The sequence below is a fragment of the Blastococcus sp. TF02-8 genome (assembly GCF_003319175.1).
GTDB lineage: Bacteria > Actinomycetota > Actinomycetes > Mycobacteriales > Geodermatophilaceae > Blastococcus.
Genome location: NZ_QOHK01000005.1, coordinates 264603 through 277235, shown reverse-complemented (window position 1 = coordinate 277235; position 12633 = coordinate 264603). Strand labels below are relative to the sequence as shown.

General features: G+C 75.3%; 13 protein-coding genes. 7 read left to right on the top strand and 6 right to left on the bottom strand.

Annotation, left to right across the window (positions count from 1 at the left end):
- Nucleotides 1-85 precede the first annotated feature (85 nt).
- The gene (locus tag DQ237_RS12495) at nucleotides 86-700 is read left to right on the top strand and encodes an allophanate hydrolase subunit 1 (protein ID WP_240619598.1); all 615 of its coding nucleotides are present in this window, start codon (nucleotides 86-88) and stop codon (nucleotides 698-700) included.
- Nucleotides 701-1570, top strand: a complete 870-nt coding sequence (locus tag DQ237_RS12490) for a biotin-dependent carboxyltransferase family protein (protein WP_113800449.1) — start codon at nucleotides 701-703, stop codon at nucleotides 1568-1570.
- Here the strand turns inward: DQ237_RS12490 and DQ237_RS12485 are convergent.
- The 4 genes from DQ237_RS12485 to glgA all read right to left on the bottom strand — a co-directional run bounded on the left by DQ237_RS12485 (nucleotide 1567) and on the right by glgA (nucleotide 5845).
- Complete coding sequence (locus tag DQ237_RS12485) at nucleotides 1567-2379, bottom strand: ABC transporter ATP-binding protein (protein WP_205730192.1); 813 nt, start codon at nucleotides 2377-2379, stop codon at nucleotides 1567-1569. The two genes, DQ237_RS12490 and DQ237_RS12485, sit on opposite strands and share 4 nt — an antisense overlap.
- Entirely contained in the window at nucleotides 2376-3470 is a 1095-nt protein-coding gene (locus tag DQ237_RS12480) for an iron ABC transporter permease (protein ID WP_113800448.1), read from the bottom strand. Before DQ237_RS12480 ends, DQ237_RS12485 begins: the two co-directional genes overlap by 4 nt.
- 25 nt (nucleotides 3471-3495) lie before the next feature.
- On the bottom strand, nucleotides 3496-4437 hold the full coding sequence (locus tag DQ237_RS12475; protein ID WP_240619597.1) for an ABC transporter substrate-binding protein: 942 nt from the start codon (nucleotides 4435-4437) through the stop codon (nucleotides 3496-3498).
- 235 nt (nucleotides 4438-4672) lie between these two features.
- The gene (glgA, locus tag DQ237_RS12470; protein ID WP_113800446.1) at nucleotides 4673-5845 is read right to left on the bottom strand and encodes a glycogen synthase; all 1173 of its coding nucleotides are present in this window, start codon (nucleotides 5843-5845) and stop codon (nucleotides 4673-4675) included.
- Nucleotides 5846-6106: 261 nt separating this feature from the next.
- On the opposite strand from glgA, the gene glgC reads away from it, so the two are divergent.
- Nucleotides 6107-7327 carry a glucose-1-phosphate adenylyltransferase gene (gene glgC / locus DQ237_RS12465; protein WP_113800445.1) on the top strand — a complete coding sequence of 407 codons (1221 nt, stop codon included), beginning with the start codon at nucleotides 6107-6109 and terminating at the stop codon, nucleotides 7325-7327.
- Nucleotides 7328-7346: 19 nt separating this feature from the next.
- Here the strand turns inward: glgC and DQ237_RS12460 are convergent, their stop codons facing one another.
- Nucleotides 7347-8006: an O-methyltransferase gene (locus tag DQ237_RS12460; RefSeq protein WP_166509598.1), complete on the bottom strand. Its 660-nt coding sequence runs from the start codon at nucleotides 8004-8006 to the stop codon at nucleotides 7347-7349.
- A gap of 200 nt (nucleotides 8007-8206) precedes the next feature.
- Between DQ237_RS12460 and sigE the strand changes: the two genes are divergently transcribed.
- The 4 genes from sigE to DQ237_RS12440 all read left to right on the top strand — a co-directional run bounded on the left by sigE (nucleotide 8207) and on the right by DQ237_RS12440 (nucleotide 11338).
- Nucleotides 8207-8797 (top strand): RNA polymerase sigma factor SigE, encoded by a 591-nt coding sequence (gene sigE, locus DQ237_RS12455; protein ID WP_113800443.1) that lies wholly within the window; start codon nucleotides 8207-8209, stop codon nucleotides 8795-8797.
- On the top strand, nucleotides 8794-9354 hold the full coding sequence (locus DQ237_RS12450) for an anti-sigma factor (protein WP_113800442.1): 561 nt from the start codon (nucleotides 8794-8796) through the stop codon (nucleotides 9352-9354). Before sigE ends, DQ237_RS12450 begins: the two co-directional genes overlap by 4 nt.
- A gap of 257 nt (nucleotides 9355-9611) precedes the next feature.
- Nucleotides 9612-10898 (top strand): S1C family serine protease, encoded by a 1287-nt coding sequence (locus DQ237_RS12445; protein ID WP_240619596.1) that lies wholly within the window; start codon nucleotides 9612-9614, stop codon nucleotides 10896-10898.
- Between the two features lie 56 nt (nucleotides 10899-10954).
- Nucleotides 10955-11338: a twin-arginine translocase TatA/TatE family subunit gene (locus DQ237_RS12440; RefSeq protein ID WP_113800441.1), complete on the top strand. Its 384-nt coding sequence runs from the start codon at nucleotides 10955-10957 to the stop codon at nucleotides 11336-11338.
- A 57-nt stretch (nucleotides 11339-11395) separates the two neighbouring features.
- Here the strand turns inward: DQ237_RS12440 and DQ237_RS12435 are convergent, their stop codons facing one another.
- Nucleotides 11396-12547, bottom strand: a complete 1152-nt coding sequence (locus DQ237_RS12435) for an Mrp/NBP35 family ATP-binding protein (protein ID WP_113800440.1) — start codon at nucleotides 12545-12547, stop codon at nucleotides 11396-11398.
- Between the last annotated feature and the right edge of the window lie 86 nt (nucleotides 12548-12633).

The window sequence follows — 12633 nt, the reverse complement described above, 5'->3', positions numbered from 1 at the left end:
ATCCGCCGGCCGGGTCGGCCGACCAGGACACCGGGACGGGGGCGCCGGTCACGCGGTCGGGTGAGGAGTGCCCGATCATGGGCCGGTGGGAGTGGAGCGGGCTGTCGCCTACGGCGACCGTGCCGTCCTCCTCGACGCGGATGCGTCCATCGTCCCGGGTCTGCGCGAGGCGCTGGCGTCGGCACCGCTGCCCGGGCAGGTGGATCTCGTCCCGGCGGCCCGCACGCTGCTCGTGGTGCTGGACCGGCCCCCCACCGAGCACGACCTGGCCGTGCTGCGGGCGCTCCGCCCGACCGGGATCGCGGAGGCGGTGCGCCCCGCCGTCGTCGACGTCCCGGTGGTGTTCGACGGTCCCGACCTCGCCGATGTCGCCGCGCTCACCGACCGCACCGTGGCCGACCTCGTGGAGCGCCTGGCGACGATCCGCTTCACGGTCGCCTTCGCCGGGTTCGCGCCCGGGTTCGGCTACCTCACCGGGCTGCCCGAGGAGCTGCAGGTGCCGCGGCGGGCGACGCCGCGGACCCGGGTCCCGGCCGGCGCCGTCGGCCTGGCCGGCCCCTACGCGGGCATCTACCCGCGTGCCTCGCCGGGGGGCTGGCAGCTGGTCGGCCGCACCGACGTCGTGCTCTTCGACGTCGACCGCGACCCGCCGGCGCTGCTCGTCCCCGGGACCGTCGTCCGGCTGCGGGCGGTGGGCTGAGTGCTCGAGGTGCTGGCCCCGGGGCCGCTCACCACGGTGCAGGACGCCGGCCGCCCGGGCTGGGCCGCGATCGGGGTGACCCGGTCCGGCGCCGCCGACCGCGCCTCGGCGGCGCTGGCCGGCCGGCTGGTCGGCAACGATCCCGGCGCGGCCGTCCTGGAGACGACGGCCGGAGGCCTGCGGGTGCGGGCCGGCCGGGCTCTCCTGGTGGCGCTCACGGGAGCGCCCGCGGCCGCGCTGGTCGACGGGCGGCCCGTCCCCTGGAACGCTCCGTTCCCGCTGCCCGCCGGGGCCGAGCTCGCCCTCGGCACCCCCGCGGTGGGCCTGCGCAGCTACCTGGCCGTGCGCGGTGGCATCGACGTCCCGCCGGTGCTCGGCTCCCGCAGCACCGACACCCTCTCCGGTCTCGGCCCGGCCCCGCTGCGCGCCGGGGACCGGCTCCCGCTGGGCCCGCCGGGGGAGGCGCAGCCGCTGGTGGACGTCGCGCCCGTCGCGCCGCCGGTCGCCGCACCGGTGCTGCGCGTGCTGCCCGGGCCGCGGCGGGACCGGCTGACGCCGACCGCCTGGCGCGTGCTGGTGTCGGCGGAGTGGACGGTCGGGACGGCGAGCGACCGGGTGGGGTTGCGGCTGTCCGGTCCCGCGCTGGAGCGGGCCCGGTCCGACGAGCTGCCCAGCGAGGGGCTGGTGCCCGGGGCCGTGCAGGTGCCGCCCGACGGCGCGCCCGTCCTCTTCCTCGCCGACCACCCGGTGACGGGTGGCTACCCGGTGCTCGCCGTCGTGGTCACCGACGACCTGCCGGCGGCCGCTCAGCTGCGGCCCGGCGACGGGCTCCGGTTCCGGCCCGTGTCCCCCGGCCGGACCGGGCGCTAGGAGTCGTCGGCGCGCACCGGCAGGACCGCGGGGCCGTGCGGACCGGGAAGCACCTGGGCGCGGGCACCGTAGTGCGCGCTCAGCGCCTCGGCGGTGAGCACCTCGGCCGGAGGGCCCTCGGCGGCGATCCGCCCGTCGGAGAGCAGTGCGAGTCGGTCGGCGTACTGGCCGGCGAGGGTGAGGTCGTGCAGCGTGCTCACCACGGTGAGCCCGTCCTGCCGGCGCAGCCGGTCGACGAGGTCGAGGACCTGCTGCGCGTGACCGAGGTCCAGCGAGGCGGTGGGCTCGTCGAGGAGCAGCACCCGGGGCTGCTGGGCGAGCGCCCGCGCGAGGACGGCCCGCTGCTGCTCGCCGCCGGACAGCGTGGCCAGCTGCCGGTCGGCCAGCGTCTCCAGCCCGAGGCGGGCCATCACGTCCGCCACCACCCGACGGTCCACCGCGCGCGGCGCGGCCAGCAGCGGGCGGTGCGGCGTGCGACCCAGCGTCACGTAGTCCGCCGTCGTCACGCCCTCCGGCAGGACCGGGATCTGCGGGGCGTAGGCCAGCGACCGTGCCCGTTCCCGGCGCGGCATGCCGGTGGTCGGCACCCCGTCGATGCGGACCTGCCCCTGGTGGTGGAGGACGCCCAGCACCGAGCGCAGCAGGGTGGACTTGCCGGAGCCGTTGGGGCCGATGATCGCCAGCCACCCGCCCGGCTCGACGGTCAGCCGGACCGAGTGGAGCACCGGCCGCCGGCCGTAGGCGGCCGAGAGCCCCACGACCTCGACGCGGGCGCCGGTCGCGGGTGCCTCCGCGATGCGCCGGCTCACCGGTGCCGCGCCCCGATCCACAGCAGCCCGGCGAAGAACGGGGCGCCGACGAACGCGGTGACCACACCGATCGGCAGCTCGGCGGGGGCGATGACCACCCGGGCCACGATGTCGGCCAGGACGAGGAAGGCACCGCCGATCAGCAGCGACACCGGCAGGAGGCGGGCGTTGGAGCCGCCGACGAAGCGGCGGGCGATGTGCGGGACCACCAGCCCCACGAAGCCGATCAGCCCGCTCACGGCGACCGCGGACGCGGTGGCCAGCGAGGCGGCCACGATGACCAGCAGCCGGAGCCGGCCGGGGTGCACGCCCAGGGAGGAGGCCTCGTCGTCACCCACCGCGAGCACGTCGAGCGCCCGTCCGCACAGCATCAGCACCCCGCAGGCGATCCCGAGGTAGGGCAGCACCATCAGGACGTCGGACCACTGCGCCTTGCCGAGCTGCCCGAGCAGCCAGCCGTAGATCTCGCGCAGGTCGTCGGTGTTCCGCTGCTGCACCAGGGTCTGACCGGCGGAGAGGAAGGCGGCGACGGCGATGCCCGCGAGCAGCAGGGTCGGGCCGTGCGAGCCGCCGGTGACCGCGCCGAGGACCAGCGCGCACCCCACGCCCAGCAGCGCGCCGGCGAACGCGGCCAGCGGGACGATGCCGACCGGCCCGATGGACTGGACGGGGGAGTAGGCGATGACCAGGGTCGCGCCCAGGCCGGCACCGGCGGCCGCACCGAGCAGGTAGGGGTCGGCCAGCGGGTTGCGGAAGACGCCCTGGTAGGCGGCGCCGGCGACGGCGAGGCCGCCGCCGACGAGCGCGGCCAGCAGGACGCGGGGGAGGCGGAGCTCCAGCAGCACCGCCTCCTGGGTGCCGCTGAGGCCGCCGGGCACGTCGATGCCCAGCGGCCCCAGCAGACGGTCGAGCAGGGTCGCGACGACGGCGCCGGGGGCGAGCGGCAGCGCGCCCACCCACACCCCGGCCAGGACGGCGAGCACCAGCGCCGCCCCGCTCCCGGCCAGGACCAGCCCCGGCCGACGACGCCGCGGAGACGCCGAGGGCTCCCCGGGCCGGGAGCGGGTGCCGCTGCCCGCCGTCGCCGTCATCGCAGGAGTTCCGTCGCCCGGCCGGTCAGCCCTGGAGGGACTTCGCGACGGCCTCGGCGAAGTCCGCGATCCGCGGGCCCCAGCGCGAGGCGACGTCGTCGTCGGCCTCGAGCACACGGCCTTCCTTCACGGCCGGGACGGTGTCGAAGGCCGGGCGCTGGGCGACCGTCTCGGCCGACTGCTCGCAGCACTTGGTGTCGGCCAGCACGATCAGGTCCGGTGCGGCCCCGACGACGTACTCGGGGGAGAGCTGGGGGTAGCCGCCGGCGGCCTCACCGGGGCCGTCGGCGATGTTCTCCAGGCCGAACATCGCGTAGATGCTGCCCACGAAGGTGCTGCTGTCCGCGGAGTAGAGCTCCGGGCCGAGCTCGTGGAAGACGGTCATGCCCTTGGCGTCGGCCGGGACGGACGCGACGGCGTCGGCGATCCGGTCCCGCGTCTCGGTGACCACGTCGCCGGCCTCCTCGGTGTGTCCGGTGGCCTGACCGAGCGTCTCGATCTGCTCGTAGGTGTCGTCCACGCTGGTGGCCGCCTCGAGCAGCAGCGTGGGGACCTCGAGCGCGGCCAGGGCGTCGACGATGCCGTTCTGGTCGTTGCTCAGCACCACGAGATCGGGCTGGTACCCGGCGATCGCCTCCGCGTTGGGGGTGAAACCCGACAGGTCGGTGACCGGGGCGTCCTCGGGGTAGTTCGAGTAGTCGTCGACGGCCTTCACCTGGTCGCCGGCATCGATGGCGAAGAGCATCTCCGTCGCCGTCGGCGAGAGGGAGACGATCGACTCCGGCTGCTCGTCGAGGGTGACGTCACCGTTGGCACCGGTCACCGTGACCGGGAACGATGCGGAGGCGGAGGTCTCGGCGGCGGGGTCCGAACCCGAGTCGCCGCTGCCGCAGGCGCCGAGCACCAGGGGCAGCGAGAGCAGGACGGCCGGCAGCGCGACGCGCAGCCGGGGGAGGGAACTGTGCACGGAGGGCCTCCAGCGGAGGCGGCGAGCGTCGCTCATGGTCTGCCGGGGCAGGATGCGCGACCCTTACCGCGAGGGTCGGTGACATGCCGCAGGGCAGGCGATCTGGCTCAGGCCACGAGGATCCGGGAGGATCGAGAGGCATCACAGTTGCGGGACAGCGCCGGGATTGCACCGGACTTCGCTACCGCTGCGACACCGACCCGGAGGCCGGCGGGGGCAATCTACCAGCGGCCGGTCAGGCCCGGCTCTCCAGGACGGCGGCGTAGACCTCGGTCGTCCGCTGGGCGATGGCCGCCCAGCCGAACTCGCTCAGCACCCGCTCGCGGCCGGCGGCACCCATGGCCGCGGCCCGCTGCGGATCGGCCAGCAACTCGCTGGTGCGGGCGGCCAGGCCCGCGGCGAAGCCGGCGGGGTCGGCCTCGTCGTAGGGGACGAGCAGACCCGTGCGGCCGTCGTCGACGACCTCCGGGATCCCGCCCACCGCGCTGGCCACGACGGCGGTGCCGCAGGCCGCGGCCTCCAGGTTCACGATGCCGAGCGGCTCGTACACCGAGGGGCAGACGAAGACGGTGGCTCCGGTGATCAGCGGGACCAGCTGCTCGCGGGGCAGCATCGACTCGATCCAGACCACGCCCTCGCGTCGGGCCTGCAGCGCCGCGACGGCGTCGGCCACCTGCTGGCGCTCGGCCGGGGTGTCCGCCGCGCCGGCGCAGAGCACCAGCCCGACGTCGGAGGGCAGCTGCTCGGCGGCGGCCAGCAGGTGCGGCAGCCCCTTCTGGCGGGTGATCCGGCCGACGAAGAGGGCGTAGGGCCGGTCGGGGTCCACGCCGAGCCCGCGGACGACGTCGGGGGCGTGCACCGGCCGGTAGGCCTCGGCGTCGACACCGTTGTGGACGACGTGCACCCGTGCGGGGTCCAGCTCCGGGTAGACCGCCAGGACGTCGTCGCGCATGCCGGCGCTCACCGCGATGACCGCGTCGGCAGCGAGGTAGGCCGTGCGCTCGGTCCACGAGGAGAGCCGGTACCCGCCGCCGAGCTGCTCGGCCTTCCACGGCCGGCGTGGCTCGAGGGAGTGCGCGGTGACGACGTGCGGGATGCCGTGCAGCAGCGAGGCCAGGAGCCCGGCGCCGTTGGCGTACCAGGTGTGGCTGTGCACCAGGTCCGCGCCGGCCAGGGCCGCGGCGATGCCGGCGTCGGTGCCGAGCGCCTGCAGGGCACCGTTCGCGTCGCGCAGGGTGTCGGGCACCGGATGGGCGGTGGCGTCCTCGCGGGGCTCCCCGAAGCAGTGCACGTCGAGCTCGGGCCCGGCCGGCAGCGACCGCAGTGCGGCCACGAGGTGCTCGACGTGCACCCCCGCGCCGCCGTAGACGGCTGGTGGCCACTCCCGCGTGACGATCCCGATGCGCACGCGGTCACCCTAGAAGGACCTCCGTGCCCCCCGCCGCTCGCAGGCTCGCAGGGGGTCCCTGCACGGAGGCCGTCCCATCCCGTCACCAGGGGCCTGGGGGCCGGGTTGAGCCGGGTGGGCGTCCGTCCAGCCGTGCCACGGCGCGGCCGGACGGACGGTGGACCGGCTCGACCCGCTCCACGGGCTCGGGACCAACCCCTGACGGGTGGCCTCGTCGGGTTCGATGCGTGGTCGGCGGCCGGCAGCGGTTACCTTTCGGACATGCGTGGCGGTCCTCGGGTTCTCGGCATCGTCCTTGCCGGAGGCGAGGGCAAGCGACTGGCGCCGCTGACGGCGGACCGGGCCAAGCCCGCGGTGCCCTTCGGTGGTCAGTACCGGCTCATCGACTTCGTGCTGTCGAACCTGGTGAACGCCGACATCCGGCAGATCGCCGTCCTCACCCAGTACAAGAGCCACAGCCTCGACCGGCACATCACCACCACCTGGCGGATGTCGCAGCTGCTGGGCAACTACATCACCCCGGTCCCGGCGCAGCAGCGGCTCGGCCCGCGCTGGTACACCGGCAGCGCCGACGCGATCTTCCAGAGCCTCAACCTGATCTACGACGAGCGCCCGGAGATCGTCGTCGTCTTCGGCGCCGACCACGTGTACCGGATGGACCCGGCGCAGATGATCGACCAGCACCTGCGCACCGGCGCCGGCGTCACCATCGCGGGGTTGCGGGTGCCGCGCCGGGAGGCCACGGGCTTCGGGGTCATCGACGCCGACGCCGAGGGCCGGGTGCGCGGATTCCTGGAGAAGCCCGCCGACCCCCCCGGTCTGCCGGACTCGCCCGAGGAGAGCTTCGCCTCCATGGGCAACTACGTCTTCACCACCGACGCGCTGCTCGAGGCGCTGCGCACCGACGCCGAGGACGCCTCCTCCGAGCACGACATGGGCGGCTCGATCATGCCGATGCTGGCCGCTGCCGGTGAGGCGTGGGTGTACGACTTCTCCACCAACGTGGTGCCCGGCGCGACCGAGCGGGACCACGGCTACTGGCGCGACGTCGGGACCATCGACTCGTACTACGACGCGCACATGGACCTCGTGTCCGTGTCGCCGGTCTTCAACCTCTACAACGACCGGTGGCCGATCTTCACCCTGCCGCCGCAGCTGCCCCCGGCGAAGTTCGTGCTCGGCGGCCGCGCCGAGGAGTCCATGGTCAGCGCCGGCGCCATCATCGGCGGCGGCTCGGTGCACAACTCCGTCATCTCGCCCGGCGTGCGCGTCGAGCGCGGGGCGCGCGTCGAGGGCAGCGTGGTCATGGACGGCGCCTACATCGGCGAGGGCGCGATCGTGCGCCGGGCGATCCTGGACAAGAACGTCGTGGTCCCGGCCGGGGCCCGGATCGGCGTCGACCACGAGCTCGACCGCGAGCGCTACCACGTCAGCGCGGGTGGGATCACCGTTCTCGGCAAGGGCGCCCGGGCGTTCGCCTGACGAAGGCCGTTCCGCCTCGTCAGGTCCGCTTCGTGGCCACGAGCAGGCCGGTGCCGATCGGCAGGACGGCGGGCAGCAGGGTCTCGTCGTCGCGGATCGTGCGGGCGATCTCCCGCCAGGCGACCGACTGCGGGTCCCGCGCCGTGCGGTCGGCCACCCGGCCACCGGCGAGCAGCCCGTGGCAGGTGAGCGAGCCGCCCACCCGCACCAGCCCGAGCAGCGCGGCGAGGTGCTCGGAGTACTCGCGCGGAGGGCCGGCGCAGCAGACGAGGTCGTAGGCGCCCGGGGAGAGCCGGGGGATCACCTCGCCGGGGGTGCCGAAGATCAGCCGTGCCCGGCTGGCCGGCACCTTCGCCTCCGCGAGCGCCTTGCGGGCCGCGCCCAGCTGCTCCGGGTCGCCGTCGAGCACGGTGAGCACGCCGTCGGGCCGCATCCCGCGCATCAGCCACAGGGCGGCGAGGCCGCCACCGCTGCCGATGGACACGACCGACCGGGCGCCGGCAGTGGTGGCGAGAACCGCCAGCGCCGCGCCGACGGCGGGTTCCACCGGGGCAGTGCCGGTGAGGAAGTGGGCGCGGTGCCGGGCGGCGGCCATCTCCGGGCTCTCCCCGGCGAAGCGGTCCGCGTACGCAGCGCCCGGATCGGTGCCGCCTCCGGGCGGCGGTTCCTCGGCGCTCATCACCGGCCGAGGGTAGTGGCCGGTCGTGCCCGCACCGCGTACGGCAGCGCCACCTGTGCGTCTGCTGGGAGTCACGGTGCCCGGGAACACCGGTGTGCCGTCCGTCCGTTGAGCCGGTCGTGCGCGGAAAGCGAGCTCAGTCCACCGGACACCCCCCTGTCGGGGAGGTCGCGGCGGCGCCGGTCTGCGATCCTGGTGCCGTGTCCGAGGCCACCCCCGCTCAGCCGGCCGGCTCCGGGGTGCGCCCGGACGGATGGGTGGCGCCCACGTGGGAGCAGGTCGTCCGCGACCACTCCGCCCGCGTCTACCGGCTCGCCTACCGGCTGTCGGGCAACGCCCAGGACGCCGAGGACCTCACGCAGGAGACGTTCGTCCGCGTCTTCCGCTCGCTGGCCGACTACTCGCCCGGCACCTTCGAGGGCTGGCTGCACCGCATCACCACGAACCTGTTCCTCGACATGGTGCGCCGCCGGCAGCGCATCCGGTTCGACGCCCTGCCCGAGGACACCGAGCGGCTGCCCGGCCGGGCGCCCAGCCCCGAGCAGGTGTACGCCGACACGCACCTGGACCCGCAGGTGCAGGCCGCGCTCGACGCCCTGCCGCCGGAGTTCCGCGTGGCGGTCGTGCTGTGCGACATCGAGGGCCTCACCTACGAGGAGATCGCGGCGACGCTGGGCATCAAGCTCGGCACCGTCCGCAGTCGGATCCACCGCGGGCGCGTGCAGCTCCGCCAGGCGCTCGCGCACCTGGCGCCGCGGCGGCCCGCCGTTCCCGGGGAGGTCGGGGCGTGAACATCCCGGAGAGCCACCTGGCCCAGGAGGCGATCACCGCGCTGGTCGACGGCGAGCTGACCGCCGGTCCCGCCGGTCGTGCGGCCCGGCACCTCGCCGGCTGCGCCCAGTGCCGGATGGCCGTCGAGGCCCAGCGCGAGGCGAAGGAGGCGCTGCACTGCTCCGCCGACGTCTCGGTGCCCGGAGACCTGATGTCGCGGCTGCGCGCCATCCCGTTCACCGCCGAGATGTCGGGAGCCGGGACGGGCCCGGGTTCGATGAGCGCCGTGGGACCGGGGGAGTTCACGCTGACCGGCACTCGTGGCGCCTGGTCGGTCGACCTCACCGACGACGCCTCGCGCCGCGGGCACCTGGGCCCGCGCTGGCTCCGGCGAGGCGTCGCCGGCACGCTCGTCGGCCTGGGCGCCGGCGTCACCGCGCTGGTGCTCACGCTTCCGGGCGACGCAGCACCGGGCGCCGGCGCGACGGCCGACAGCGGGCGCCCCGAGCAGCACACCGAGGTGGCGCCGCCGGTCCTGCGCACGGTCACCGTCGGTGTCGTGGGCGGCACCCCCTGAGCACTCGGCAGCCCCCGACCCCGGGGCACGACGACTTCGTCCGGCCGCCGGGCCAGTCCGGCCCCTTCGACGCGTCGACGGCCCGGCGGTTCGAGCCGCGCGCCACGCCGGCCCCGCAGGCCAGCCCGGCGCAGGCCGGGGCCTTCGGCCGGCCCGCGGCCACCGAGGGTGGCTTCGCCGGCGACCGGCCGCCGCTGTCACCGCGCCCGGTCCCGCCGCCACCGCCGGAGGCGCTGCTGCGCGCCTTCGGCCCGCCGGTGCCCGGCCGCGGCGGCCTGCAGGACCCGCCGTCGGGTCGCCCCGGCGGCCGGCGCACCTCCAGCGGCCCGTGGTGGAAGACCGACGCGCGCACCGACCCCTGGCGGGACCCGTCGTCCCCGGCGGGTCTCGGTGCCCCCGCCGTGTACGACGAGGACCAGCAGCCCGGCCCGGTCGTCGTCGACGCGCAGGGCCGCCGCAAGCTGCGGCTGCGCGACGTCTCCGTGCGGCTGACGACGCTGGCCGTGCTGGCGCTGCTCCTGGTGGGCGTGGTCGCCGGTGGGGTGGGCTGGTACCTCACCCGCACCGCCGACGAGACGCCGCTCTACACGCCCGGTACCACCCTGGCCCAGATCGACCCCGGGGCGCCGAAGGAGACCGGGTCGGTGGCGGAGATCGCCGCCGCCGTCACCCCCGCGGTCGTGTCGATCGAGGTGCGCGTCGGTCAGGCCGGTGCCACCGGGTCCGGTGTGGTGATCGACGGCGACAACGGCTACATCGTGACCAACAACCACGTCATCTCCGGCGCCGCCGACGTCGAGGGAGCGGAGATCCGGGCCGTCTTCTCCGACGGCAGCGGGTCGTCCGCGCGGATCGTGGGCCGCGACCCGGCCAGCGACGTCGCCGTCATCAAGGTGGAGAAGCCCGGGCTGGTCACGGCCACCCTGGGGCGGTCGGAGGACGTGGTGGTCGGCGACCCGGTCGTGGCCATCGGCTCGCCCCTGGGCCTGGCCGGCACGGTGACCAGCGGCATCGTCAGCGCCCTGGACCGCCCCGTGCGGCTCTCCGGCGAGGGCTCGGACACCAACGCGGTCATCAGCGCCGTCCAGACCGACGCGCCCATCAACCCGGGCAACTCCGGCGGTGCGCTGGTCGACGGCTCCGGTGCCCTGGTCGGCATCAACACCGCGATCGCCTCGACCGGTGCGGGTGGCTCCATCGGCCTCGGCTTCGCCATCCCGGTCGACACGGTCAAGCGGATCGCCGAGCAGCTGATCTCGACCGGTTCGGTGACGCACGCGACGCTCGGCGTGAACGCCCGCTCGGTCACCGACGGCGCCCGGGACGGTGCGCTGGTGCTGAATGTCGAGCAGGGCAGCGCCGCGGCCCGCGCCGGCATCCGCGACGAGGACATCATCATCGCCGTCGGCGACGAGACCGTGCGCAGCTCCGAGGAGCTGGTCGTCGCGGTCGACGCCCACGCCCCCGGTGACGAGGTGACCGTGGAGTTCGTCCGGGGCGGCGGCGAGTCGCAGAAGGTCCAGGCGACGCTCGACCCGGCCTAGCGGGAAGGCCCCGACCAGGGGCCGCCTACGCTGGTGACCGGAGGAGGGAGCGCGGCATGTTCGACTCGATCGGCTGGGGCGAGATCGTCGTCCTGGCGCTCGCCGCGCTCTTCATCTTCGGGCCGGAGCGGCTGCCGCACCTGGCCAAGGACGCCGCCGCGGGGCTGAAGAAGGTGCGGGCGGCCATCACCGGCGTCCGCGAGCAGATGCACGACTCGATGGGCGAGGACTTCGCCGAGCTGCGCGACCTCGACCTGCGCAAGTACCACCCGCGCACGTTCATCCGCGAGCAGCTGCTGAGCGACGAGCCGACCGTGCACCGGGGGAGCGCCACCGGATCGACCGGCCTGGCTGCCGCGGCCGGCACGGTGCCCGTCGCGCAGACCGTGCGGCCCCGCGACCACAGCACCCCGCCGCCGTTCGACGTCGACGCGACCTGAGCCCGGACGCAGGAGAGGCCGGCCCCCGCGGGGACCGGCCTCTCCTGCGTCCGAGGACTACTTGCGGACGGGGGTGAGCCCGAGCGACATGCCCTGGAGCCCGCGCTGGCGCACGGCCAGCCCGTCGGCGATCTTCTCCAGCGCCTTCGCCGCCGGGGTCTCCGGGTCGGCGAGGACGATCGGCGCGCCGGCGTCACCGGCCTCGCGCAGGCGCGTGTCCAGCGGGATCTGACCGAGCAGCGGTACCCGGGCACCGAGGGTGCGGGTGAGCGCGTCGGACACGGCCTCGCCGCCGCCCGCGCCGAAGACCTCCATGCGGGAGCCGTCGGGCAGCTCCAGCCAGCTCATGTTCTCGATGACGCCGACCACCTGCTGGTGGGTCTGGGTCGCGATCGCACCGGCCCGCTCGGCGACCTCGGCGGCGGCCATCTGCGGCGTGGTGACGACGAGGATCTCGGCGTTGGGCAGCAGCTGGGCGATCGAGATCGCGACGTCGCCGGTGCCGGGCGGCAGGTCGAGCAGGAGGACGTCGAGGTCGCCCCACCACACGTCGGCGAGGAACTGCTGCAGCGCGCGGTGCAGCATCGGCCCACGCCACACGACCGGGGTGTTGCCCGGGGTGAACATGCCGATCGAGATGACCTTCACGCCCATCGACTGCGGCGGCATGATCATGTTGTCGACCTGGGTGGGCTTGTCGTCCACGCCCAGCATCCGCGGCACCGAGTGGCCGTAGATGTCGGCGTCGACGACGCCGACGGAGAGCCCGCGCTTGGCCAGCGCCGCCGCCAGGTTCACCGTGACGCTGGACTTGCCGACGCCGCCCTTGCCCGACGCGACCGCGTAGACACGGGTCAGCGAGCCGGGCTGGGCGAAGGGGATGACCGGGTCGGCGGCGTCGGTGCCGCGCACGGTCTTGCGGAGCTCCGCGCGCTGCTCGTCGTTCATGACGTCCAGCCCGACCTGGACCGAGGTCACGCCCGGGACGGCGCCCACGGCCTGGGTGACCCGGTTGGTGATCGTCTCGCGCATCGGGCAGCCGGCGACGGTCAGGTAGACCTCGACGCGGACGGCGCCGTCGGGGCCGATCTGGACGTCCTTGACCATGCCCAGCTCGGTGAGCGGACGGTTGATCTCCGGGTCCTGGACGGTGGCCAGTGCGGCGGTGACGGCGTCGAGCGCCGGCGCGCCGGTCAGCTGGTCGGACATGGCGTGGCTGTCTCCTTCGGCGGGGGACCCCGGTCGGCGGTCGCGCGGCCCGTGGCGGCGACCTGCGCGATCGGGTCGCCTGCCAC

What these genes read in the sequence shown, in the direction of transcription:
- DQ237_RS12480 (WP_113800448.1), bottom strand. Translation starts at nt 3,470, where the DNA reads ATGACGGCGACGGCGGGCAGCGGCACCCGCTCCCGGCCCGGGGAGCCC.
- glgC (WP_113800445.1), top strand. Translation starts at nt 6,107, where the DNA reads ATGCGTGGCGGTCCTCGGGTTCTCGGCATCGTCCTTGCCGGAGGCGAG.
- DQ237_RS12460 (WP_166509598.1), bottom strand. Translation starts at nt 8,006, where the DNA reads ATGAGCGCCGAGGAACCGCCGCCCGGAGGCGGCACCGATCCGGGCGCT.
- DQ237_RS12440 (WP_113800441.1), top strand. Translation starts at nt 10,955, where the DNA reads ATGTTCGACTCGATCGGCTGGGGCGAGATCGTCGTCCTGGCGCTCGCC.
- DQ237_RS12435 (WP_113800440.1), bottom strand. Translation starts at nt 12,547, where the DNA reads ATGTCCGACCAGCTGACCGGCGCGCCGGCGCTCGACGCCGTCACCGCC.